Source organism: Amphibacillus xylanus NBRC 15112 (assembly GCF_000307165.1).
GTDB classification, from domain to species: Bacteria; Bacillota; Bacilli; order Bacillales; family Amphibacillaceae; genus Amphibacillus; species Amphibacillus xylanus.
In genome coordinates, this window is sequence record NC_018704.1 from 619,775 (window position 1) to 645,358 (window position 25,584).

The 25,584-nt window shown below is 34.5% G+C and carries 22 protein-coding genes and 1 tRNA gene; 12 read left to right on the top strand and 11 right to left on the bottom strand.

Features of this window, described 5'->3' with window-relative positions:
- Window positions 1-136 precede the first annotated feature (136 nt).
- From AXY_RS03140 to AXY_RS12490, 6 genes are all read left to right on the top strand, one after another.
- Complete coding sequence (locus AXY_RS03140; protein WP_015009338.1) at window positions 137-607, top strand: low molecular weight protein-tyrosine-phosphatase; 471 nt, start codon at window positions 137-139, stop codon at window positions 605-607.
- Window positions 608-639: 32 nt separating this feature from the next.
- A complete protein-coding gene (locus tag AXY_RS03145; protein WP_015009339.1) occupies window positions 640-903 on the top strand; it encodes a hypothetical protein in 264 nt (87 codons plus the stop codon).
- Window positions 904-941: 38 nt separating this feature from the next.
- Window positions 942-1,784: a YihY/virulence factor BrkB family protein gene (locus AXY_RS03150; RefSeq protein ID WP_015009340.1), complete on the top strand. Its 843-nt coding sequence runs from the start codon at window positions 942-944 to the stop codon at window positions 1,782-1,784.
- Window positions 1,785-1,971: 187 nt separating this feature from the next.
- A complete protein-coding gene (locus AXY_RS03155; protein ID WP_015009341.1) occupies window positions 1,972-2,868 on the top strand; it encodes a transporter substrate-binding domain-containing protein in 897 nt (298 codons plus the stop codon).
- 31 nt (window positions 2,869-2,899) lie between these two features.
- On the top strand, window positions 2,900-3,568 hold the full coding sequence (locus tag AXY_RS03160) for an amino acid ABC transporter permease (RefSeq protein ID WP_015009342.1): 669 nt from the start codon (window positions 2,900-2,902) through the stop codon (window positions 3,566-3,568).
- A 353-nt stretch (window positions 3,569-3,921) separates the two neighbouring features.
- A protein-coding gene (locus AXY_RS12490) for an IS3 family transposase (RefSeq protein WP_155835452.1) occupies window positions 3,922-5,324 on the top strand; the annotation gives its coding sequence in 2 pieces (ribosomal slippage) (window positions 3,922-4,393 and window positions 4,393-5,324; 1,404 coding nt in all).
- A 47-nt stretch (window positions 5,325-5,371) separates the two neighbouring features.
- Here AXY_RS12490 and AXY_RS03175 read toward each other — a convergent pair.
- A complete protein-coding gene (locus tag AXY_RS03175) occupies window positions 5,372-6,538 on the bottom strand; it encodes an MFS transporter (RefSeq protein ID WP_015009345.1) in 1,167 nt (388 codons plus the stop codon).
- A 167-nt stretch (window positions 6,539-6,705) separates the two neighbouring features.
- Here AXY_RS03175 and AXY_RS03180 point away from each other — a divergent pair, with 167 nt between their 5' ends.
- The gene (locus AXY_RS03180) at window positions 6,706-7,458 is read left to right on the top strand and encodes a YfkD family protein (RefSeq protein ID WP_015009346.1); all 753 of its coding nucleotides are present in this window, start codon (window positions 6,706-6,708) and stop codon (window positions 7,456-7,458) included.
- 204 nt (window positions 7,459-7,662) lie between these two features.
- Here the strand turns inward: AXY_RS03180 and AXY_RS03185 are convergent, their stop codons facing one another.
- A complete protein-coding gene (locus AXY_RS03185) occupies window positions 7,663-8,526 on the bottom strand; it encodes a mechanosensitive ion channel family protein (RefSeq protein ID WP_015009347.1) in 864 nt (287 codons plus the stop codon).
- Window positions 8,527-8,681: 155 nt separating this feature from the next.
- On the opposite strand from AXY_RS03185, the gene pdaA reads away from it, so the two are divergent.
- Window positions 8,682-9,461 (top strand): delta-lactam-biosynthetic de-N-acetylase, encoded by a 780-nt coding sequence (pdaA, locus tag AXY_RS03190; RefSeq protein ID WP_051007545.1) that lies wholly within the window; start codon window positions 8,682-8,684, stop codon window positions 9,459-9,461.
- Between the two features lie 128 nt (window positions 9,462-9,589).
- Here the strand turns inward: pdaA and AXY_RS03195 are convergent, their stop codons facing one another.
- The 3 genes from AXY_RS03195 to AXY_RS03205 all read right to left on the bottom strand — a co-directional run bounded on the left by AXY_RS03195 (window position 9,590) and on the right by AXY_RS03205 (window position 14,636).
- A complete protein-coding gene (locus tag AXY_RS03195) occupies window positions 9,590-11,674 on the bottom strand; it encodes an RNA degradosome polyphosphate kinase (protein WP_015009349.1) in 2,085 nt (694 codons plus the stop codon).
- Window positions 11,675-11,705: 31 nt separating this feature from the next.
- On the bottom strand, window positions 11,706-13,190 hold the full coding sequence (locus tag AXY_RS03200) for a Ppx/GppA phosphatase family protein (protein ID WP_051007546.1): 1,485 nt from the start codon (window positions 13,188-13,190) through the stop codon (window positions 11,706-11,708).
- Between the two features lie 132 nt (window positions 13,191-13,322).
- A complete protein-coding gene (locus AXY_RS03205; protein ID WP_015009351.1) occupies window positions 13,323-14,636 on the bottom strand; it encodes a tetratricopeptide repeat protein in 1,314 nt (437 codons plus the stop codon).
- A gap of 182 nt (window positions 14,637-14,818) precedes the next feature.
- On the opposite strand from AXY_RS03205, the gene AXY_RS03210 reads away from it, so the two are divergent.
- Entirely contained in the window at window positions 14,819-16,939 is a 2,121-nt protein-coding gene (locus tag AXY_RS03210; RefSeq protein ID WP_015009352.1) for an ATP-dependent Clp protease ATP-binding subunit, read from the top strand.
- A 621-nt stretch (window positions 16,940-17,560) separates the two neighbouring features.
- Here the strand turns inward: AXY_RS03210 and AXY_RS03215 are convergent.
- The 6 genes from AXY_RS03215 to abc-f all read right to left on the bottom strand — a co-directional run bounded on the left by AXY_RS03215 (window position 17,561) and on the right by abc-f (window position 22,030).
- On the bottom strand, window positions 17,561-18,337 hold the full coding sequence (locus tag AXY_RS03215) for an ABC transporter permease (protein ID WP_015009353.1): 777 nt from the start codon (window positions 18,335-18,337) through the stop codon (window positions 17,561-17,563).
- Window positions 18,334-19,239 carry an ABC transporter ATP-binding protein gene (locus AXY_RS03220; protein WP_015009354.1) on the bottom strand — a complete coding sequence of 302 codons (906 nt, stop codon included), beginning with the start codon at window positions 19,237-19,239 and terminating at the stop codon, window positions 18,334-18,336. The genes AXY_RS03215 and AXY_RS03220 overlap by 4 nt, the downstream gene beginning before the upstream one ends.
- On the bottom strand, window positions 19,240-19,440 hold the full coding sequence (locus AXY_RS03225; protein WP_015009355.1) for a PLD nuclease N-terminal domain-containing protein: 201 nt from the start codon (window positions 19,438-19,440) through the stop codon (window positions 19,240-19,242).
- Window positions 19,441-19,453: 13 nt separating this feature from the next.
- Complete coding sequence (locus AXY_RS03230) at window positions 19,454-20,086, bottom strand: SdpI family protein (RefSeq protein ID WP_015009356.1); 633 nt, start codon at window positions 20,084-20,086, stop codon at window positions 19,454-19,456.
- Window positions 20,083-20,355, bottom strand: a complete 273-nt coding sequence (locus tag AXY_RS03235; RefSeq protein WP_015009357.1) for an autorepressor SdpR family transcription factor — start codon at window positions 20,353-20,355, stop codon at window positions 20,083-20,085. The genes AXY_RS03230 and AXY_RS03235 overlap by 4 nt, the downstream gene beginning before the upstream one ends.
- A gap of 109 nt (window positions 20,356-20,464) precedes the next feature.
- Complete coding sequence (abc-f, locus tag AXY_RS03240; RefSeq protein WP_015009358.1) at window positions 20,465-22,030, bottom strand: ribosomal protection-like ABC-F family protein; 1,566 nt, start codon at window positions 22,028-22,030, stop codon at window positions 20,465-20,467.
- Window positions 22,031-22,397: 367 nt separating this feature from the next.
- Here abc-f and AXY_RS03245 point away from each other — a divergent pair.
- The 3 genes from AXY_RS03245 (at window position 22,398) to AXY_RS03255 (ending at window position 25,563) form a co-directional block, all read left to right on the top strand.
- Window positions 22,398-22,470: transfer RNA gene (locus tag AXY_RS03245), tRNA-Ala, on the top strand.
- A 152-nt stretch (window positions 22,471-22,622) separates the two neighbouring features.
- Window positions 22,623-23,387, top strand: coding sequence for a glucose 1-dehydrogenase (locus AXY_RS03250; protein WP_015009359.1), 765 nt, complete (start codon window positions 22,623-22,625; stop codon window positions 23,385-23,387).
- A 322-nt stretch (window positions 23,388-23,709) separates the two neighbouring features.
- Window positions 23,710-25,563, top strand: coding sequence for a methyl-accepting chemotaxis protein (locus AXY_RS03255; RefSeq protein WP_015009360.1), 1,854 nt, complete (start codon window positions 23,710-23,712; stop codon window positions 25,561-25,563).
- The last annotated feature ends 21 nt before the right edge of the window (window positions 25,564-25,584 follow it).

Here is a 25,584-nt window from a genome sequence, read left to right on the forward strand (position 1 = left end):
ATCTTTATTAAAACTAAAATAAATTTATCTTCGACTAATTATAAAACCAACCAGCTCTATTTGACATTGAACCGATCTTTTTTAATTTTAAAATTTGTTATAATAAGTGTACTAAGAATAAAAAGGTGGAATAGACATGATAAAAGTATTATTCATTTGCTTAGGTAATATTTGCCGTTCACCAATGGCAGAGGCGTATTTTAGAAATTTAGTTAAACAAGAAGGGCTAGTAGATAGATTTGTCATTGACTCGGCTGCAACTAGTAATTGGAATGAAGGAAAACCTCCACACGAGGGGACACAAAAGAAATTAAAAGAGCATAACCTTTCATTTGAAGGGATCTATTCTAGACAAATTACTGCAGCTGATTTTAATCAATTTGACTATATCATTGCTATGGATGATCAAAACTTGGTTGATTTAGAGAATATTCGCAAGCAAACCACACATGCTAAGATAGTTAAGCTTATGGACTTTGTTGATAATGCAACGATTGATTATGTTCCAGATCCATACTATACAGGGGATTTTGAAGAGACATTTCAACTAGTTGAACTTGGTTGCCAAGCATTATTAGCATCGATCCGAAAACAACATCACATTTAATATCAAATTAAATATGAGGAGACGTGGCATAGGTGAAAAAACATCGATTAATTAAATGGGTTCCAATCGTTGTTGGTGTATGTAGTGGTATGTTGATAGTTAGCAAAAATCGAAAAGGGATAAAAGAGCAAATTAAACAGCTATCAAATCAAGTGGTTAAACATCCTTATCAATCAGCAGTTCAAATTGAACGTTGTCTTGAGCAATCATTTAAAGTAGCTAATCAGAAGCTAGACAGTCTATACAATGGTGCGTGCCAATTAGAAGAGTTAATTGATCAGATCAAACGAAAATAAGCGAATGAGTAGACTCAAAATAGATTGGAGATATACTTATGGCTAAATTAAGTTTTGATTCAATTAAAAAGAACTTTCTTGAACTTGTGAGGCGATTTTCAGAAGATGAGATAACGAGTTTATCAGCACAGTTATCGTACTTCTTTTTGCTTTCATTATTTCCTTTATTAATTTTTTCTGTGGCGATTGCGAGCTATTTGCCTATCGATTATATGAGAATACTTGAAATGATGAGTAATTATATTCCCGTTGAAGCAATGCAATTAATCGAAAATTTTCTACTTGAAACAGTTGAATCTACTGGTGGTGGATTACTGTCGATTGCTATTATCGGTACGATTTGGTCAGCCTCTAATGGGATTAATGCAATTATGCGTGCATTAAATAAGGCGTATGATGTCGAAGAAAACCGCCCCTTTATACTAGGTAGGTTAATTGCGATATCATTGTTAATCTCAGTTCTACTTATTATTGTCGTTGCCCTATTGTTACCGATATTTGGTCGAATGATAGGTGTCTATATCTTCTCGTTTTTTGGTGCAAGTGAACAGTTTATTACTGTTTGGAACAATTTAAGATGGATCATTTCTTCATCGATCTTTTTTATCGGTTTTTTATATCTCTATCGAATGGCACCAAATACAAAGGTTTATCTAAAAGATGCGGTATGGGGGGCTTTGTTTACTACGATAGGATGGCAAATATCCTCATATGGATTTTCACTTTATGTTAATACGATGGGGAACTACTCAGCAACATATGGCAGCCTGTGTGGGGTCATAATCCTCATGCTTTGGTTTTATATCTCGAGCATTATTATTATTGTAGGTGGCGAGATCAATGCCATAATTGCTGACAAACGCGGTCGACTAAAAAGGTAATCGTATGATAAGCAGTGTAACATTTGATACACTGTTTTTTTGTATCAAAATTTAATAAAAATATTTTTTGTTATATAACAGATGGTAAAAATTTTATAATACAGTTGAGCATTTTCCTTGCTTTAAAGTTGTAGGATTGATAATCTTAAAATCAGATAGAATAACTATAAATTAAGGGGGACTTAAAATGTTGAAAAAGAAAATCAGTTTGATTTTGTTATTAATATTTGCCTTATTTTTAGCGGCTTGTGGTGGAGATGATAAAGATATTAACCAAGCATCTGATCATACAGCGTCTGACTCGGAAACAGAAGAGGTTGCAGACGAAGGACTTTGGGATGAAATTAAAGCTGCTGGAGAAATTACTGTAGCTACATCTGGAACTTTAATTGCTGCATCATTTTATGATGAGAACGATGAATTGACAGGCTATGATGTTGAGGTTGCAAAGGAAATTGCAAGACGCCTTGATTTAGATATTCATTTTGAAATTATGGGTATCGACAGTATGTTCTCTGCAATTAATAGTGGTAGAGTTGACTTAGCCATGAACGATATTGAAGCAACTGAAGTGCGAAAACAACAATTTAACTTTTCTGATCCATATAAATACTCACATGCTGTAATGGCGGTTAGAGAGAGTGATTTATCTGGTATTCATAGCCTTGAAGACTTAGAAGGGAAGAAAGCAGGCGGTGGAGCGACAACGATCTATAGTCAAATAGCAGAGCATTTTGGCGCTGAGGTTGTTACATATGGTAATGCTAATAATGAGGCTTACTTACGAGATGTATCAACAGGGCGTACAGATGTTGTAATCAATGATTATTATTTAACAACATTTGGCGTAGCAGCATTCCCAGACTTTGATTTGACTGTTCACCCTGACATTGCCTTTCACCCAAGTGAGCAAGCTGTTGTGATGAAAAAGGGTGAAGATCAATTGACAGAAGTGATTAATCAAGTGCTTAAAGAAATGCGTGAAGATGGTACTTTAACTGAGATAGCAATTAAATTCTATCAAGAAGATGCTTCAGTACAAAAAGATCAAGAAATAGAGACGGTTGAGGGACTAGAGCTTTAATAGAATCGATGAATAAGGGGCGAACGTTGAGATGTTACTTGCATTCTTTGATGTAAAACTTGCAATTGAAAATTTACCTATGATCTTATCGGGCTTACCAATGACGATTTATGTTTCATTGATAAGTATGGGAATTGGTATGGTGCTAGGATTATTTATCTCTTTAGCTCGTCAATCAGCAAATAAACTTTTGCAGATTCCAGCCCGGATCTACATCTCATTTATGCGTGGGACACCAATGCTCGTCTTTTTATTCTTAATTTACTTTGGCCTACCAGCTGCAGGGATTGAATTTACTGCTTTCCAATCAGCGCTAATCGGTTTTGGTTTAAATAGTGCGGCTTATATTGCAGAAGTAAACCGTGCTGCATTAAGTAGCGTTGAATATGGGCAATGGGAAGCCTCCTATTCATTAGGACTTGGATATCGTGACACACTCCTTGGGGTTATATTACCTCAAGCAACACGGATTGCAATTCCACCATTGACCAATATTTTTCTTGATTTAGTTAAAGCGACATCATTAGCTGCGGTGATTACTGTGCCAGAATTATTTCAGAAAACACAGATTGCAGCAGGTCGTTCGTATGACACAATGACGATGTATATTCTAGTAGCATTAATTTATTGGCCATTATGTTCTTTAATTGCTTTTATTCAAGAACGACTAGAAGGATATTTCAATCGATTTGTAAATTAAAAAACTGGAAATTTCACTAGCTGCGTTAAGCTTTTAACTTAAAAAACGCCAAAGTGATATTCCAGTTTTTTATAGTTTTACAATATATAACGTTGGTGAGTTTGAGAACTTACTAACGTTATTTTTTTATTTTAAGTATATTTAATTTTGTAATTCGCGTTATAAACCGCAGTTAGCCGAACCTCCGCGTTCCCGCGGAAAGCGAGTGTATTTCACCTGCGGTGAACAAGTTGTATCTTTATTAAAACTAAAATAAATTTATTCTCTACTAATTATAAAACCTACCAACTCTATTTGACATTGCTGTGCACCCCTAAAGTTAGACCGAAAATCTAACCTTAGGGGTGTTTCTTATGGTGAAATATAATTTTGAATTTAAATTAGAAGTAGTAACTGCTTATTTAGCAGGTAAAGGAGGTTATAAATCATTAGCTAATCAATTTTCAATTTTTGATAAAAGCACTGTTAGAAAATGGGTTAAAGTTTATGAAACGATGGGTGAATCAGGTCTAAAAAGGAGAAAGTCACATAAAATTTATTCTGTTCAATTTAAGTTAGATGTTCTACAATATAAATTAAGAACAGAAGAGTCTTATCAAGATGTTGCCTTGAAGTTCAATATGCACGAACCATCGATTGTCGCCAATTGGATGCGTATTTGGAATAAAGAAGGCATTGATGGGCTCTCTAAACCAAAGGGGCGTCCTCCTATGTCAAAAAAGAAAAAGCAAAAGAAAAACGATAATACTTTAACTAGGGCACAACAGCTTGAACGAGAAATTGAATTACTTCGTGCGGAAAATGCTTACTTAAAAAAGCTCCGAGCTTCAGGAATAAATATTCCAAGCCGACTGCGAAAGTAGAATCTAGAATTATTCATGCTCTTCGTGAAGATTTTAAACTAGCAGTAATTCTTGAAGCGACAGGATTTCCAAAGGCTACGTACATGTATTGGCAAAAACGATTCAACGAATCGAATCCAGATGAAGAGATTGAACATCTAATTAAAGAAATATTCAAGGAAAACAACGGTAACTATGGTTACCGAAGAATTTGTATGGAGTTACGGAAATGTGGACACATCGTTAATCACAAGAAAGTTTTACGTATTATGAATAAACTTAATTTGACATGCACAAAATTCACGAGAAAATCAAGAAAATATAATTCATACAAAGGAACTGTCGGAAAAGTTGCTCAAAATCGAATTAACCGTAGATTCAATACACATATTCCTTATCAGAAAATAACAACTGATACAACAGAATTTAAATATTACACAAAAGATCAGAGCGGTAAAACCGTTATTAAGAAGGCGTATCTTGACCCTTTTTTAGATATGTTTAATGGTGAGATTTTATCATATAGATTATCCCAACGACCAAGTGCGAAAGCCATTTTAGATGCATTGAATGAGACAATCATAATAACTAAAGAGTGTCCTTATCGAACAACAATTCATACAGATCAAGGTTGGGGTTACCAAATGAAGGCTTTCCGCAAGCGATTAAAGGACAATAAAATATTTCAAAGTATGTCACGAAGAGGTAATTGTTTGGATAATTCTCCGATGGAGAATTTCTTTGGGTTAATGAAACAGGAGATGTATTATGGAGTTATATACGAATCATTTGAAGAGTTGAAACAAGCAGTTGATAAATACATTTATTATTATAATAATAGACGAATAAAAGTAAAATTGACTGGCATGAGTCCGGTTGAATACCGAAAACAAGCCAGCCAATTAGTAGCTTAAATATTAAGTCTAACTTTATGGGTTCAGTACACATTGAACCTTTTTTATTAATGATTTAATACAGGCTTTTTCTTTACGAAGAATAAGGTGGAGAGAATAATCAAAATAACGACAATCATATAGAAAAAGGATACGTTAGGGAAAATATCAATAAATAATCCACCTAAATTTGGTCCGGCAATACTACCTAAGCTAAATGATACACCACACATAATGTTCCCTGCTGGAAGTAGCTCTCTAGGGACAATATCTGCCATGTATGAGACCCCCATTGAAAACAGAGAACCTAGCAACATCCCAGAAAATGCGAATGTACAGATTAATGCGACTGTTGAGTGTTCAAATTGTGCGCTTAAGAAAAAGATAACTGAACCTATTGCGGTAACAATCCCTAACAATTTCTGTCTACCAATTCGATCACCTAATGCACCAAGAGGTACTTGGGTAATGAGCGTCGATAGAGAGAAGAATGGAATGATCAATGAAATTACCTCAACATCATGACCGATTCTTAATCCATAGATTGGGAAAATACCATGTAAGAGAGCTTCGAGAATACCATAAGCTAAAGGACCTAAAAAGGCAATCCAAGCTAATTTTGTCGATGTTATAAAGCGTTGTATTGTTGAGGTTGTCTGAACATTATCAATTTCTCCACTTTCTGCAATATGTTCATTTTTAATAAACCAAACTAATAACCAAACGGTTAAGCATAATCCAGCTGCAATTAAAAACGGCAGGCTTTCATGAATTTGAATAAATCGAGACATCAATGGACCGAATGCAAATCCTAAACTGAAAAACAAACCGTATAAAGCGACAGTTCTTCCTCGCCTACTAGCAGGTGTTGTTGACGTAATCCATGTTTGTGAAGAAAAGTTCACCATTTGATCACCAATTCCAATTAACAAGCGAAGGACAAACCAAAAGACAATCGATTGATAAACTGGAAACAGGATCAGTGCGATAAACATTAACAGACCACCAAGCAAGATAATTGGTTTGTAGCCAAACTTTCGCAAAGGTTTTTCCATAAATGGAGAAGCAATTAATACACCAATATATAAACCGGTTGCATGTAGACCATTAACGGATGACGATACACCATTCTGTTCTAATATAATTGCAAGTAATGGAAGTAGCATACCTTGGGAAAATCCTGATATCATTACAAAACTTACAAGAACCCAAAACCTCGAACGTGTTGAAATCAAATTATTTAACCCCCAAACTTCAAAATCATTAACCTATCTTACTTTATATCTTTTTCTGAAAAAAAACAATCTATACTGAAATAGTCAGACAATAATCGTATATTATTTACATAAAAAATATAACTTAGTAGCAAACTAACAAAAAAAGAGCAAAGGAGTCTAAAATTATGAAATATATCCTACCAGTGATTATGTTCTTTTGTTTAACTACTGAGGTACTGGCAGAGGTCGACTTCACTACAATGCTTCCGGAGCATATACCGTCTCATGTTCAATCGATCGAAAAAGAAAATACTGCAAATCAAAAACAAAGAGAACTACTAGAAGTAGAACCGAACGAACAAACAGCTAAGTTGTTAGAGAAAACAGAAGTTAAAATTACTAACCCCCATTTAATTGAACAGCTAAACGCTACAGAAGTAAATCAATCAGTATTTGCTTTTGGTTATTCGAGTGAAGTATATCTTGGACGCTGGCCGTTATCTTATCAGTCAGTAGAATCATCTGTAAATTGGGCGTATCAGAAAATCAATGATAATTTTATTGGAGATCATCCGCTAACGTATGTTCAAAGTGAAGAACGACACGTTAGTGGTGGATTGCAAAGTAAGTTAGCCAATAGTGACCAAGTACAAAATATGATATTACAAGACGCACAAGAACGGATTAAGTGGCCAATTGATTATGAGTCGACATTTGGGATAAACACAACGAAGCAACTCCCAATGACTAATGATGCTCGTGCAGAACAACTTGAAGCTTATGCCGCTGCTGTTAAAGAAATTGGCAAAGTGACTTACGGTGAAGTTTACTTAAAGATGAAAGGCCGAAAACAAGAATTGAAAATAAAAAATATTGTAGAAGAAGAAGTCATTGCCTGGTTACCGATTCAAGATCATCTAGCCTTTCATTTAAAATAAGTAACACCAACTCACATTGCTTGAAAATTAAAATTCATCCCCTATTATGAAGCGCATCGCAATTTTGGTTGATGCTCTTTTTTGACAGTTAGAGACAAAGATAGATTGTCCTAATTTAAATCAACTAGTCATCAAACAGTTTTCACACGCTAAAAAAGCCCTATTTTTAATCAACTTCCGATTAAAAATGGGGCTTTTATATGTTTAATGATCTTTTCTTTCTCTCGTTAGTACATGCTGTTCTGGCATTTTAATATTATGTTTGTAAAGATACTTCGCGATAATACCTCTTGTATCACGGGCGGTTTGCCAGTATGTTGCATCCTGGCATAGACCAACAATATAGAAGCTGAAGCCGCGATAATCTTCATTAGTTGATGCCATTCCAATGTATTTAAACGGCTCAATTGGTTCACCTGATAAATCTTTAAGCAGGTGTTCACCAAGCTCACGGTTAAGTGCTGAACAAATTTGTTCAATGACAAGCTCTGTTTCTTGAGGATCTTGCTCAAAGCTTGTTGTAATTTTTTCAATAATTCTCATTCGACCTTCATTGAAGTTTTCGATCGTTTGAACTTGACCATTATTAATCGATAATAGCGCACCTGACCATTTTCTAATTTTTAAAATACGAAATCCAATCGCTTCAACTGTACCAGAATGCACATCATTGACAATGACATAATCACCAGTTTTAAGCTGCTTTTCATATACGATAAATAATCCACCTAGTAAATCTTGGACTAAGCTCTGTGCACCAAAACCAATAATTATTCCTAATACACCTGCACCTGCGAGCATACTTCCAATTTTAATACCGAAAACATGTAAAAAGTAAAAGATAAAGCCGATTAATGCGACATATTTAATGATTGAATTCAGTAGTGAAATCATCGTGTTTGATTCATTGGCATCGAGCAAGCGCCCTTTGCTAAAAATTGAACGCACAATACGTTGAAAAAAAAGCATGAAAATCAAAATAATTAAACCACCAATAATAACTTTGGCGATTCTTGATTCAAAAATTAATAAAATCGTTTGATAAAACTGTTCCCAACTTAAATCCATCTTACATCCTCCATTTGGAATTTCAACTAACATTATAACATAATAGTTAAGCCTGACTAAATTAAAATACTTATTAGATAGGTTTTATAAATGCTTGTATATTAGTCGAACAAGTACGCCAAACTAACAAAAAAAAGTGGGTGATAAGCTTGAAAATGCAAGTGAAAATCTTAACTGTTTTCATGGTCTGCTGTCTACTGATACCAAGTACGAGTTATGCATATGGTTGGGGTTATAAGAAAGGTCCAAAAAATCAGCCACCAGAGGTAGGAAAGTATGGAGAAATATTAAAAAAACATGGTGGATATTATTTAGATGATTCAGGTGAGAAAACCGTATATCTAACGTTTGATAATGGATATGAAGCTGGTTATACAGAAACAATTTTAGATATTTTGCAAGAAGAAAATGTTCCTGCAACATTTTTCCTTACAGGTCACTACGTAAGAAGCGCACCAGAGATTGTGAAGCGGATTGCTTCTGATGGTCATATTATTGGGAATCACTCGTATCATCATTATGATTTTACCGAGCTGACGAAAGAAAAATATTTAAAAGAAGTGACAGATTTAGACCGAGCCATAGAGGCAGTAACAGGTATCGAAAGACTTCATTATTTAAGACCTCCTCGAGGAGTCTTTAATGAGCAAACAATCGAGTGGGGTAATGAATTTGGGTATATTCATATGTTTTGGTCTGTTGCATTTGTTGATTGGCACAGTGATCAAAATAAGGGATGGGAGTCTGCTTACCGACAAGTGATTGATCAAATGCATCCAGGTGCTATTATCCTGTTGCATACTGTGACGGAAGATAATGCACTAGCACTTAGTCATTTAATCAAAGATCTAAAGCAAGAAGGCTATGAATTTAGATCTTTAGATGATTTAGTACTGCGTGATATGATTAAAGATCCACTTGCGATTGCTAAGTAAAAATAAGTTAAGCTAACAAAAATTAATAAAACATTTGTATTTACTCTTATTCTGGTAAATGCAAATGTTTTATTTTTTTCCATATTTATCGTCTTACTTAAATATGACTAAGTTTTGCTTCTGTGAAATTAATTATAGCTACTGCTTTCAGCCAGTTGTTGAAAAATACTTTGACTGTTAATAATCGGATCATTTTGATTTGGTACAACTAATTGATATGTTCCATCACTAAGTTGAATTCGTCGATTTGTATTATCAGTTATTGAAAGCTGAAGAATCTCGTAAATTCGTTGTTGATGATTAGCTTGTAGGATCGGAAACATAAGCTCAATCCGTCTTTCTAAGTTGCGTGTCATCCAATCAGCCGATGATAGGTAATATTGATCGTCACCATTATTATAAAAATAATAAATTCGACTATGTTCTAAAAAACGTCCAACAATACTATGGACTCTGATTTGATCACTAACTCCTGGAATTCCTGGTTTCAAGCAACAAATTCCTCGTACAATCAAATCGATTGATACGCCAGTTTGTGAAGCTTGATATAGTTTCATAATAATTGTTTTATCAGTTAATGCATTCATTTTTGCGATAATTCGACCAGTTCCAAATTGTTTTTGATTCAAGATTTCACGGTCTATAAGAGATAAAAAAGTATTCTTCAAATTGTGAGGGGCAATTGATAATCCATTTAATTTTGGTATTTCAGTTGCACCACATAAAAAGTTGAAGAAATGTGTTGCATCATCGACTAAAGCGTCTCGGGTAGTAATCAATGCTAGATCAGTGTATAACGTTGCTGTTTGTTCATTGTAATTACCTGTAGACAAATGCAAGTACCGTTCAACTGATTGCTCACCTCTACGAACAATTAAGCAAATTTTACTATGTGTTTTTAAACCACTTATACCATAAATAACGTGACAACCAGCACGTTCAAGTTTTTTGGCCCAATGGACATTATTTTCTTCGTCAAATCTCGCCTTTAGTTCAACGAGTACAGTTACCTGTTTTCCAGCTAAAGCAGCAGTCTCTAAGCACTTAATAATCGGTGAATACTTACTCGCACGATAAAGTGTTTGTTTGATCGCTAAAACATCTGGATCATGAGCTGCTTCAGTTAATAGTTTGATCGTTGTCTCAAATGAATCATATGGGTGATGCAGTAAAACATCGTGTGATTTGACTTGCATAAAAATTGACTGATCTTTATTTAATTCATGCGTATATTGTGGTTGAACAGGGTGATAAGCTAACTCAGGATAACAAGCTTTAATTTGACTGTAAAATGCATTTAAAAAAGTAAAGTCGAGTGGACCTGGTAGAAAATATAGATCTGCATCATGAATATCATACATTTTTGCTAAAAACTGAACGACATTAAAATCAGAATAATGTTGGTCAATTTCTAAGCGGACGACAGCGCCCCATTCTCTTTTGTGTAGCTCAGACTCAATCGCTTTTAAAAGATCACGCACATCTTCTTCATGAATCGTCATATCCGCATTTCGAGTTATTCGAAATACAGTAGTTGATATGACTTCATCATTTGGAAATAGTAAATTTAGATAATAAATAATGACTTCTTCAAGCAGTATATATTGATCAGTATGTTTAATTTGAATTGTTCGTTTAATTAATTCTGGTACTTGAATAAGCGCTGTTTTCTCACTTTTATCAGTCAATGAACATAAGCGCACAATCATATTTAATGATTTATTAGCTAGTAATGGAAACGGCTGATACATGTGTATTGCAATTGGTGTTAGGATTGGGAAGATCCGCTCTGTAAAATAATCCGCTAACCAATTCAGTTCCTCAATTGTTAAACCTTCAATTGCTTTAATTTGAATTTTTGCTTGAGCTAACGCATGGACCTGCTCCTGGTAAATCTGATTTTGTACTTGAACTAATCGATGAGTTTCCTTACTAACCGCAGTTAATTGTTCACTGGCAGTTAGCCCAGACTTATTATCAGGCTTGTTAAAATTAGCCTTTACTTGATCCATTAAACCAGCAACTCGAATCATAAAAAATTCATCTAAATTTGAAGAAAAGATTGAAATAAACTTTAATCGTTCTAAGATCGGATTATTTCGATTCAATGCCTCTTCAAGTACACGTTGATTAAAGCGCAACCAGCTTATTTCACGATTATTGAAGTAAGCTGGATTATCGTATGTGAAAACCGCATCAGTTCTTTGCTTCATTATGCCCCTCCTGCTAGAATCCAGCATATGCCTAATTGAGCTGATTAAATTGGAGAACTACTTTTTTATTGATTGCTTTTTCAAAATGTTTCTTTTGCTTTTCTGCTTGATATGATTCAGCGCTTGGATTTTTTTTATAATATACTATTAGCTTAATTTGTTTTTGCTTCATCTGAATGTCTACATTTTGAATCACTTGTCGTTTTGTTGCATCTAATGCATAAGTTAATTTTAATAATGAGCCAAGGAGTCGATACTTTTTACGTTCATGTTTTGTAAGCCAGCTTTTATAAGGCTTAACAAACTGATCAAACGTCACACTATCTTTATAAGAAGCAATTAATGCAATGATTAGTTTTTCATGATTTAATAGTCCATCTATCGTTTGATTAGCTAGTAAATAAAATGTATGCTGTGCACTGGACTCTGAATCAATATATTGACCAAGATTGAAAACATAAATAGCATGTGATAAGTAAGACCAATCAGCTTGTGTTAATGTCTTTAATTGCTGTGCAAATAATTGATTAAAGATTTTCCGTGTTAAAAAGTGGACATGTGAAATTTGGTTCATATTTTGGTTATAGCGCATGACGATTTCATTTAAGCTTTCTTCAAGCACATTAGGGAAATAGGCAGTGTCGTGATTTGCTAAAAGCCAACTGTAATTAATGCCATCACGTAATCCTTTTTGACTTAAGATAAATTGATCGGCTTTAACTGTTTCGTACAGCACTTTAAATGTTTCAATTGCTGGAATGATAATATCAGCCCGATCCTTAGATAAACCTTCGACTTTTTCCCTCTTCGATAAAGGAATTGAAATTAAATAATTTAAAATCCGGTTAATATCGTAAACATTCATTTGATATTGATGCAATCCAGCCATTGGATATGACTTCTCATTTTGGTCGATTTGTGCCATGTTTCTTGCACTTCCGCCAATTCCAATGAGAGGTATGTGGCGATCTCTTAGCCAAGGTAGTGATTCAAACTGATCTTTAACAAATTGGCGAACTTTCTGAGCATTTTCCTGTTCAGTTAGATCGTCTTGGTATAGTGCTTTTAACGTTAAAGTTCCAAATGGAAAGCTATGTGAGTGTACAAGTTCACGGTTTTTAAAGTATGTCACCTCTGTACTACCACCACCCATATCGACAGTGATTCCTTCAGTAAGCGACGTCGAATTAACAACAGCTAGGTAGCCATAATACGCTTCTTCTTTTTCCGATAGGATAATCATATCCCAATCAAATTTCTGTTTAACAAGTTTGATCAGCTCATGACGATTGTGAGCTTGTCTAATTGTCGCAGTCGCCATGCACATGAATTGTCGGTAAGGATAGATTGCCAGTACGTCAGCAAAATGCGCTAATGTGTTTAATAGAACATCAATACCTTCAGGAGATAGATTATGCTCATGATCTAAATAGTTTGAAAGTCGTGAAACAGCTTTTACATTTTCTACTTCATATAAACGGCCAGTTTTTTCTTTCTGGTAAATGACTAAACGCATTGAGTTTGAGCCAATATCAATTATCGCTGAGTAGTCTTCATTTGTATTTTTCACCTTTATCACCTGCTCTTATCTATTAAAGTAGCTTTACCACATATCGCCTCATATTAATCATGATTTATTTTAATACGATTATGAATATTTTATTTGGTGAATGATTTGTTCTTGATAAGCTTCTGCTTCTTCAACTTGTCCATTTTGTTTGAGCAGGCTAATGAGCTTTTTATAAAGCGTTTCATTATTTGGGTGTAATTCGATTTCCCACTTTAGACAATCTATCGCACCAGCAAAGTGGTTAAAGTACTGATAAATATCTGCTAATTGTGCTTGACTGTCTGGATTTTCTTTTAGCTCTTTGATTAATTCTAAGTGTTTTGTGAAATAAAACGGTGTGTCAAATTTGTCTAGCCAAGACAAGATATCTTCAATCGGTTTATACTTTAGTGCAGATTCTACGATCATTCTTGTGACGACTTCTTTTTCTTCACATGGAAATGAGTCGATTCGTTTAATAAATTGATCTTGATGTTTTGTGAAAATCGTTAAGTGGGTGTTTTGCTCGACTTGAGTTAAGTGACTCATAAATGCTTTGATATTGACTTGGTGAGAGAAATCTTTTTCTAATAGTATTTTTAAATATCGCTTTGAATCGACATACATGAGCAATTGATCAGAAAAAGGTTGATGGTTGATTAGCTTCGGCTGTTGCAGGTACATTTCATACAAGGTAGCGGCACGAATGCTCGGTGGAAAAGGGTCTAGCGTTGATAAAAATAGCTGCCAATAGTGGTTTGAGAATTTTTTTAGTAATTGAACAGTTGCTAAAATGCTTCGTTCTAGTATGCGACTATCAGATTGATAAATTGACTCAAGTGTGTCGAGATCTAGTGGATTGAAGGCGAACATTTCACGTTCATGGACCTGGTAGCCTTGAAACGTTAAAGATACTAACATATCGTGTGCAAACTGATTATCTGGCTGATAATTTTTTAATGTGGATAAAACTTGGAAAGCATGCTGTAATTGACCGTCGCGACGATGCTGACGGAAACACTCGATAAATAGGTTGATAATTTTTTCTTGTGAAATAAATTGATCGAAATAAGTAATGATAATAATTTGATCTAATTGATCCAACTTTTTGGACATAGACTGGAGCATCTTCTTAAGTGGTATACATGAAAATGTTTGTTGATTGACGAGTGTATCAATGGCATGATGTGGTGAAGTGACAATAAGACCATACATGATGGCTTTTGCAATAAAGGAATCAGGGTTTAATTGATTAACTTTAACTGTATTTATATAGCGTTTCTTATGAAAAACTAAATAATAGGTTTGTCCAGAACGACCGTGTGCTTCAACTAATTGACAATTTCTAAACAGGATTAATCGTTTGACATCTAAAGTGGCTTGTTTCTGCTGAATTTGGATTCTACATTTCATTTAAACCGCCTCCTAATCATCCTATTGTTAATTATATCATACCATAAAATGAGAAAAATCAACTGATATAAGTTGATTATTGATTAAAATATGCAAAAAACTTGAAAGTCAAATAAGGTCAAAGTATACTATAAGTAAGAAAGGTCAAAGATAGTCAAAAAGAATAAAGGAGGAAGAAAAGGATGAAATGTCAAAAGTGTCAAATACGTCCCGCAACTATAAACTTAACTCTTCAGATTAATCAGGAAACAGAGCAACTTCATGTTTGTCCAGATTGCTACAAAGAAATTAGAAATAATTCATTGAACCCTTCAAGCTTTTTTGGCAACAAAGACGCCCATCCGTTTAGTGGTTTTGCATTTGGTGCACAGCCTAAGCAAGGTCAACAGGTTCGAACTGAGTCTGGTCGAAGCGGAGGAGGCTTATTAGATCAGCTTGGTCGTAACGTAACTGAAGCTGCAAGTGCAGGTATGATTGATCCTGTCATTGGACGCGATCTAGAAGTTAAACAAGTCATTGAAACGTTAAATCGCCGGAATAAAAATAATCCAGTTTTAATTGGTGAGCCAGGCGTAGGTAAAACAGCTATTGCAGAGGGCCTGGCATTAAAGATAGTTGAAGGTCAAGTGCCAAATAAACTGAAGAATAAGCAGTTATACTTATTAGATGTGGCTTCGCTTGTAGCAAATACAGGAATTAGAGGTCAATTTGAAGAACGGATGAATCAATTGATCCGTGAGCTACAAGAACGAAAAGACGTAATATTATTTATTGATGAAATCCATCTATTAGTAGGTGCTGGAACGGCAGAAGGTTCACAAATGGATGCTGGAAATATTCTAAAACCTGCACTTGCTAGAGGTGAATTGCAGTTAATCGGTGCAACAACATTAAAAGAGTACCGCCAAATTGAAAAAGATGCAGCTTTAGAACGCCGATTACAGCCGATTATTGTTAAGGAACCAACAACTGATGAAGCAATTCAAATACTAAACGGGATTAAAGATCGCTATGAAAAATATCATTACGTCAAGTATAGTGATGAAGTCATTGAGCATGCTGTCCGATTATCAAAACGCTATATTCAGGATCGATTTTTACCGGATAAAGCAATTGATTTAATTGATCAAGCAGGTGCTCGACTTAATTTATTGCATGCAGAATCAGATAAATCAGCTATTGAAGCTAGGTTAGAAGAGATTGCCGTTGAAAAGGCAGCTGCAGCTGAGAAAGAGGACTATGAAACGGCAGCACATTTACGTCATCAAGAGCTACAACTTGAAAAACAATTAAAAGAGTTAGAAGACAGTCCGTCTACAGAAGTGACAGTTGATGACATTCAACAAATTATTGAAGAAAAGACAGGTATTCCGGTTCAGAAAATGCAAGCAGATGAGCAAGCTAAAATGCGCGATCTAGCAGTAAAATTATCAGAAAAGGTAATTGGTCAAAATCATGCAGTTAATAAAGTTGCTAAAGCCATTCGAAGAAGTCGAGCTGGTTTGAAAGTAGCGACGCGTCCGATCGGTTCTTTCCTATTTGTCGGACCAACAGGCGTTGGAAAAACAGAGCTTGCTAAAGTACTAGCAGAGGAGTTATTCGGTACAAGAGACTCGCTCATCCGACTTGATATGAGTGAGTATATGGAGAGACATTCTGTATCGAAAATTATCGGATCACCTCCAGGCTATGTAGGTCACGAGGAAGCCGGTCAATTAACTGAAAAAGTTCGCCGTAATCCATATAGTTTAATTTTGCTAGACGAAATTGAAAAGGCACACCCTGATGTTCAGCATATGTTCTTACAAATCATGGAGGATGGTCATTTAACTGATTCCCATGGCAGAACTGTTAGTTTTAAAGACTGTGTCATTATTATGACAAGTAACGCAGGATCAAGTTTTAAAGAGATTCAGGTAGGCTTTAATAAAGATCAAAATGAAGCTGTATCAACACTTGATCAATTAAAAGATTACTTTAAACCAGAGTTTTTAAATCGATTTGATTCTATTATTAATTTCAAAACATTATCAACTGACGATCTCGTTAAGATTGTTGATTTAATGTTGAATGAGTTAAGCGCACATCTAAGTGAGCAAAATTATCAATTAACCATTACAGACGAGGCTAAAGAATTTTTAGCGAAAAAAGGCTATAATCCTGATTATGGCGCACGTCCATTGCGTCGTGTGATTCAAGAAACGGTTGAAGATGGCATAACTGATTTACTATTAGATGAAACAGATGTTAGTAAGATAACAGTTGAGTTAGTTGATGAAGAGATTGTTGTGAAAAAAGGATAATAGTTGAACATTGCTAATGTGATTTCAAGTTTATATTTTCTAAAAGAAAGACTGCATCGAAGGCTATGACCTTTAGTGCAGTCTTTTTATCTGTGAAATGTTAGATCTTTAACGTTTTGATAAAAAGTAGTAACAAAAGTTAAAGATAAAGCTCGAATCGTTAATGTTTAGACAAAAAATAGTGGTAAAAGTTAAAGATTATGCTCGAATCGTTAATGTTTAGATAAAAAATAGTGGTAAAAGTTAAAGATAATGCACGAATCGTTAATGTTTAGACAAAAAATAGTGGTAAAAGTTAAAGATAATGCACGAATCGTTAATGTTTAGATAAAAAATAGTAGTAAAAGTTAAAGATAACGCTCTAATCGTTAATATTTAGACAAAAAACAGTGGTAAAAGTTAAAGATTATGCTCTAATCGTTAATGTTTAGACAAAAAATAGTGGTAAAAGTTAAAGATAATGCTCTAATCGTTAATGTTTTGACAAAAAACAATAGCAAATGTCAAAGATTATGTCTAATTCTAAACACATTACAAAATTCCCCACTGCAAAGCAACTCATCTATATTTTAGTTAATAAAAAAGCTATCATACTAGGTAGTAGATAGCTTTTTCAAAAGTTTAGAGAACTTTTTTGTTTTTAAATATAATAAATGAACAGATTAGTAGAATGGCTGATAGACCAACAGTTATACCTGCCGTTCCCCAGAGTTCAGTTGAGACGGATTGATTATAGAGCATCTCGTTAATGTATGTGCTTAGTTGATTTGGGAACCAAGGTAACCAGTGGTTTACTAAACCGTTAACGACTGACATACTAAGTAATGTTCCGATTGTCACACCTGCAACAGGTCCTGGTCCTTTAAAAATGGTACTAAAGAAAATTGTTAATGAGATGACAAACATGATCCATAAAGCATAAAACAGCAGCAGATAAATTAGTTCGGTAAAACCTACATCACCAAAAAGTAGATTAACGTAATACCAATTTAATAGCATCCCAATCGTAAAGGCGATAAAAAATAGGACGAACTTAGCAAACCATTTAGCTAAAATATATGTTACGTGATTAACCGGCTTTACTAAAACTAATTCAGCAATACCAGTTTTTCTCTCACCAGCAATAGTCCCCATTGTTAATAATACGACGATTAAAACGCCTATTGAGCTGATTTGTACTAGCGCTAACATCACCGCATCTGGTGCTGGGATTTCTGGAATTTCAAATGCCATCCCCTCTGGCACACCACCAACTGCGTCCATGATTTTTGGTAAGTAGTAATAAGTCAATGGATCCATAATTGAAAGTAAAATAAAGACGATCGGTACCCAAATCCAACTAAAGTTACGCCATGACTCCATGAATTCTTTTTTGAATACTGTTAAAAACTGACTCATTTATTTACCACCTCCATAAACATATCCTCCAATGTAGCACGAGACACAGTAAAGTTAGTCATCTGCCAGCCGGAATCTAAGGTTTTTGATAAAATTTGCTCTCTTGCTAAATCAACATTGTTAACAATGCAATTTAATTGATCACGATTTTGGCTGATTTCTACAATACTAGAAAGCTGATTTAATTGTTCAATCATTTGATCATCTACTTCTTTAAAGCTTAACTCTATTTTCTGCTTTTGATATTTTTCCCGAAGCTCTGCAAGACTACCTTGCTCCACTAGCTGACCTTGATGAATTAACAGTAATCCATCGCTGATCTCCTCAGCATCATTTAAAATATGGGTTGAAAACAAGATCGTCGTATCTTGCTTTAATTCTTGTAACAACGTTAAAACTTCGCGGCGACCTATCGGATCTAGTGCAGAAACTGGCTCATCTAACATGATCATTGAAGGCTTATGGATTAAAGCTTGTGCAATACCAAGCCTTTGTCTCATTCCGCCTGAATATTTACCAATGCGCTTATTTTTTGCATCACTAATACCAACTTGCTCAAGTAAGTGATCTGCGCGATTTTCTGCTTCTAGCTTAGTTAAATTAGCTAAACGACCAACATAGACTAAAAATTCTTTCCCCGTCATCCAGCCATAAAAAGCAGGGTGCTGAGGTAAGTAACCGATTTTCGAGCGAATGTCGACACCATTTTGAGAACCGTCAAATTTTATCTCGCCAGATGTCGGTGTTAGTAAACCAGCTAACATTCTTAGTGTAGTAGTTTTACCAGCACCGTTCGCTCCTAATAATGCGATACATTGTCCAGATTTTAATTGAAATGAGACGTTATTTACCGCAACTTGTTGGTTAAATTTCTTAGTTAAATTTTCTATTAATAATTCCATTTAGTCTGTTCTCCTTCCAATTAAAAAGAATAAGATCGGTCCAATGATATTGGCAAAAAGTATAACGAGTAGCCATACCCATTTTGGCCCTTTTGTTTCATCTGTTTTAAACCAAGCAACTATTGCAACAACGAGTAAAATAAATTGTAAAACTAATAATGGCCATAACAGTTGAAGCAATTGAATGACGTCTGTCATCATTTCACCCCCAAATTTATTTTAGCTTTCGGTAAAGATAAAAAGAATAAATTGTCGGAATAAGTGAACCAACAATAACACTGATTAATGTAACAGGTAGAACATACTGATCAGAAAGAAACGGTGTTATCATCAAAATTAAACCTAAAATAATAAAGATTTTTCCACCAAGTCGGTGTGTTTTACGCCAAACCGTTTCATTATCTAAAGTCCACGGCGTACGAATCCCTATAAACCAATTTGGTTTAATTGTTTGCATGTAATTACCGAAAATCATTAATAATAGACCAATCAAAAATGGAATAAAGAAATTTATCTCTAGTGGATAACCTAAACTTTTGAACAACACAACTACATTAATGATTAAAAATAAGCCTAAAATAGCGTAAACCATGATTTCATATGAACGCGAAAACTGTTTATAGTTATTCTTTTTCGGATCGATTTTAGGGCTGAACATTAATAAGAGGTAAAGAAGAATGTACATGCCATTATTGACAAGTAAAGCTACAAATTTAGAAGCGGTCCAGTTGACTGAACCATCAGCTCCCCATTGCATCGGGACTTGTTCTGGTAGCTGACGGTAGAAAATCAACCATAAACTAATTGAAAAAATGATCATAATTAGTGGAATAATACGTTTATTCATACTTTGGAGTCTCCTTTATCAAGAAATTCAAGTGTCCAACTGACAAGCTCTTGGAAAACAGTTGTATTTAAAGTGTAGTAAATAAATTGCCCCTTCTTGTTATCATATACAAGTTCTGCCTGTTTTAAAATATTGAGGTGCTGTGAAATACTCGGTTTTGACATATCAAAATGACTAGATATTTCACCGGCAGTTAAGTCTCCGTCCTTTAATAACGTCAATATTTGTCTACGGGTAGGGTCAGCAAGAGCTTTAAAAACATCTTTCATAAGATTATCACCCTTAACTATTTAAGTAATTACTTAAATGCTAAAATAACCTCGCCATTTTGTCAAGAAAAAACGGTAATTGAAGATAAATTCAATCACCGTCAAAATACTATTGATTCGTTAATTCTTGCTTCTTTTTCAGTAATAATTGAAACTCCTGTTCAAGCTCATCGCTTGGCTCAAGACTAAGTTTACTTAACACTTCTGAGATTCGAGTTTCTATAATCATTAATTTTTGCTTTAAATCATCTACATCATCTACTGGATTAAGGTAAGATTCATATGTCCCGGGAAATAATTCAAGCCTCTGTTCTTCAATAACAATGATTTTCGTTGCGAGTCGTTCAATAAGTCGCTGGTCGTGAGATACAAACAAAACAGTACTTGGGTATGAGATTAGCAATGACTCTAAAGCTTCAATCGCTTCAATGTCTAAAAAATTTGTTGGTTCATCTAAAATCAGCATATTCGCATCACTTACAATTAACTTTGCTAACGCGACTTTTACTCGCTCACCACCACTTAATGCTCGAATTGGTTTATTAACATCGTGTTGGTTGAAATTTAGTCGAGCTAAGCAAGTTCGAATGATTGTTTCTGATTGGATAGATGATTCTCTTACATATTCGATAATCGATTGATTAAGTTTAAGTTGTTTTAGCTTCTGATCAAAATAGCCAATTTTCACAGCTGAAGATAGTTGTACGCCATCAACACGATTGATAATTTTTTTAATGAGTGTTGATTTACCAACGCCGTTATTGCCGATAACCGCGACTTTATCATTGCCATTGATTTGAAAACTAGTAGGTTTCCATAATGTTCGCTTGCCAATTTCCGCAGGTAAACTTTCAATTCTTAAAATCGTCCTGCCATATAATTTTTCTGCTTCAGGATGTTCCATTTTAATTGGCGCTTCTTGATAAACCTTTTCTACTCGTTCTAATTTTTCTAGTCTTGTTTCAATTGCTTTTTTAGACTGGTGAAGTTTCTTTTGTTTTTTTGCAAAGTATGGTTTAGCACCAGTTATCTTAGCTTCAGATGAACTAAGTTGTTTAGGTTTTTTTGTTGCTCGTTGTGCTTTTTGCTCTTTTTTGGCAACAGCACGTTCTAGCTGTCTTTTCTTTTGTAAATATTGCTCATATTCCTCTTCTTGCTTTACAATTTTTAACTGCTTTTGGTTGCGATAATCACTGTAGTTACCATGATATACATGGATTTTCTGTTGCTCTATTTCCCATATTTGTTCACATAGTTGATCTAAAACATAACGATCATGTGAGACAATGACGATTGCACCATTCCAGTGATGAAGTTGATTTAATAAGTGTTGAATATTGTCTTGATCCAAATTTGTAGTTGGTTCATCAGCTAAAAGTAAATCTGTTTCTTTAGCTAATGCTTGATTGATATAGCGCTGGGTCACTTCGCCGCCACTTTCAGTTGTATCGGTCACTTTCAATTGAGGAAGTAACTCTACTGAACCATAACGTTTAATATGGCCTTGATTAATTTCCTGCTTACCAGCAATTAGATTTAATAACGTTGACTTTCCGGATCCGTTTTTACCAACAAGTCCAATTCGTGCTTTCTTTTCGATAATTAGTTGTTCAACTTCAAATAGTAAATCACCATTGATATATTGCTTAATTTGATTTAATTCTGTTATAACCAATTCATTTCACCTCATTAAAGGAGACAAAAAAACCCCCTATTTTTATTTAAGTAAAAATGAAAATAGGAGGCACCGATTGCTTAAATGAAATGAGAGTTAAATTCAAATAACCGATTACATCCTATTTTCGCTAAACTAAATCAAAGCACACTTAATAAACTCACTTAGGAGTTGGTTAATGCGACTTAGATGTAGTTAGACTGTGAAAAAATAGGATTATAACTTCATCGGCTAATAATTCACCCTTTCTCATACTTGTATCTCCAGTTTAATAAAAGATTACGATAAATGTCAACTCTAGTATGATAGCAAGAAAAGGGCTTGAGATTTAAATCATAATCAGCTATAATAATTTAGGATTCATTTAGGGGCATTAGCTCAGCTGGGAGAGCGCTTGCATGGCATGCAAGAGGTCAGCGGTTCGATCCCGCTATGCTCCATATAAAACAAACAAAACACTGATCAAAACAGCGGTTAGTGTTGTTTTTATGAACTATTTGTGAAATGTTTCACAAATAGATTGTTATTTTTATAGATTAGAAATATAATGAACTAGAAATTATAAAAATATTAATCTAAAGGACGTGTTCACATGAAGTTATCAGGTAAAACGGTCATTGTAACAGGTGCAGCTGCTGGTATGGGTGAAGCGATTGCTAAGAAGTTTGCCGCTGAAGGTGCAAAGGTTGTTGCTACAGATATCAATAAAGAATTACTTGATCCAGTGGTACAGTCGATCACTGAAGCTGGTGGTGAAGCTGTCGGATTAGTAAGTAATATCGGTAACCAAGAAGATATTGATCAAATGGTTCATGAAGCAATTGAACGTTACGGATCACTTGATGTTTTAGTGAATAACGCTGGAATTATGGATAATTTTGTTCCTGTTGGTGATTTAACAGATGAGCTATGGGATCGAATTATTCAAATAAATTTAACTGGGCCATTTAAAGCGGCACGTGCAGCCATTAAAGTGATGGAGAAGCAAGAAAACGGTGGTGTAATCATCAATAACGCATCAATTGGTGGCTTATTCGGAGTTCGTGGTGGTGGAGCTTATGTATCATCTAAGCATGGCTTACTAGGATTAACTAAAAATATCGCTGCAACATATGGTATTCACGGCAAGATCCGTGCTAATGCAATTGCACCAGGTGGAGTAGCAACAAACATTCAATCAACAATTACAGAACCGCATGAGTTAGGAAGTAAAGCAATTGGATCAATTGGCGGAGGTACAGCACCGATTGGTCAACCAGAAGAGATTGCTGAAGTTGCGCTATTCCTGGCATCTGACGCTTCAAGCTTTGTTAACGGCGCTATTATTACAGCTGATGGTGGCTGGACTGCGGGTTAAATCGATAAAATCTAATAGGTTTAAATTAGGCTTAATTCATAACTAAGAGATTAGTTGTGAATTAAGTCTTTTACTTTTAAATATGTAATATTTTGTATGAAAAATTAGATAATTTTATAAAATGTGACAAAAGTACATATTAAAATTAATTAATTATGTCCGATAAATAATACATAGTCTAAACGCCTTAAGTTGATAGATAAAATAGGAAAAATGTCTTGTCTTAAGTTGTTTTTAAGTATACTATAAAAGTATAATGTTCATTCGACAAAAAGTTTTAAAATATTATGAAAGCGTTTTTTAAAAAAGGGAGGCCATCAAGTTGTTTAAAAGATTTAACTTCAGCAAGCTTAACATTTCCTCACCAATTCCATCAATCAAGAAGGCTTTTAAAAAATTAAAACTGCCGAAAAGACATCACAAAACGACGAAGCCTGAAAAAGTCATTAAGGCTAAACGTCCAAAGAAATATGGCAAAATTGGTATACATAATTTAAGAATTGGCTGGAAATACGGTTTTGTACTTATTATTATTTTTATTCTACTAGTTGTGACTACCGGACTTGTTTCATTTTCAATTAATGACGCCCAAAAAGATTTGGATGTCGTCCTTGAAGAAGCGGATCTTTCTGTTTTAACAATTGAATTAAGTGATTTAATAAATTCAAAAGGTCTATCAGCAATGGCTTATGCACAATATGGCGGAACAAGTTATTTTGATGCATTCGAAGCTAAAAATGTTGAAATTAATGAATTGATAAGTGATTTAAATGAAAAATTTTCTGGCGAGAAGCACCAGTCGCTTTACAATGAGGTACTTAGAATTAATGACGAATTAAATACACTATTTTATGATGAAATTGTAGATGCAGTTGGTTCTGATATCGAAGTTATGCGTTTATATAGTAGTAATCGATATAACAATTTGACTACAACCGCTGGACTTTATTTAGAATCACTTCGGGATTTAGTAACAGAAGATCGAAACTTAGCTGCTGAACATGCTGAAGGTAGCCAGAACTATGCATTACAGATATTAATTGCAAGTATGGTTGTATCGATAATTATTGCATTTATCCTTGTTATCTTTATTAGTCGCCATGTGACGCAACACTTAAATCGAGTTGTATTAATGAGCGAAAAAATTGCATCTGGTGATTTAACTGAAACAGACCACCATTATCGAGGCAGAGATGAGATTGCTCAATTGTCTACATCAATGGAGAAAATGCGTTTACAGCTTACAAATATGATTGATTCTATTAAACAGACTTCATTATTAGTAAGTTCTCAAAGTGAGCAGTTAAATCAATCGGCAGATGATGTTAAATCAGGTACACAGCAAATTGCTGCTACAATGGAAGAATTGGCATCAGGAACAGAAACGCAAGCAAACTTCGCAGGTGATTTAGCTGAAACAATGACAATCTTCGCTGAAAAGATTAAGTCAATTAATGCTAGCAGTGAATCGATTAATGAATCATCTAATGACGTGCTGAAAGAAACTGAGCTTGGTAATGAATATATGAATAAATCGATTAATCAAATGGATAATATCGATCAAATTGTTAAAGATGCAGTTGAAAAAGTTGCAGGTTTGGATAAACAAACACAAGAAATCTCTAAACTTGTTGGCGTTGTGAAAGAAATTGCAGATCAGACAAACCTCTTAGCTCTAAACGCCGCAATCGAGGCAGCAAGAGCAGGTGAACATGGTCGAGGATTTGCAGTAGTTGCTGATGAAGTAAGAAAGTTAGCTGAACAAGTTGCTAATTCTGTTGTCAGCATCGCCAAAATTGTTAATGAAATTCAAACTGAATCTAGGAATGTTACTGATGCATTAGAAAAAGGCTACGATGAAGTTGAACAAGGAACAAAAGATATTGAAGAAACAGGAGTTCGTTTCAAGGCAATTGAAGATGCTATTGCGGTTATGACATCTAATGTTCAAACAGTTATTTCAGGATTAGTAGAATTGAACAATGATTCTGCTAAAGTAAATGAAGCTGTTCAAGAAATCGCATCGATTTCAGAAGAGTCTGCTGCAGGTGTTGAAGAAACATCAGCTTCAGCTGAAGAGGCCTCAAGTGCAATGGAAGGCGTCTCAAATGGAGCGAGCACATTACTAGAATCTGCAAGAGAATTAAATGAATTAGTTCAACAATTTAAGATGTAAGCTAAAAAGCGTTTGCCAATT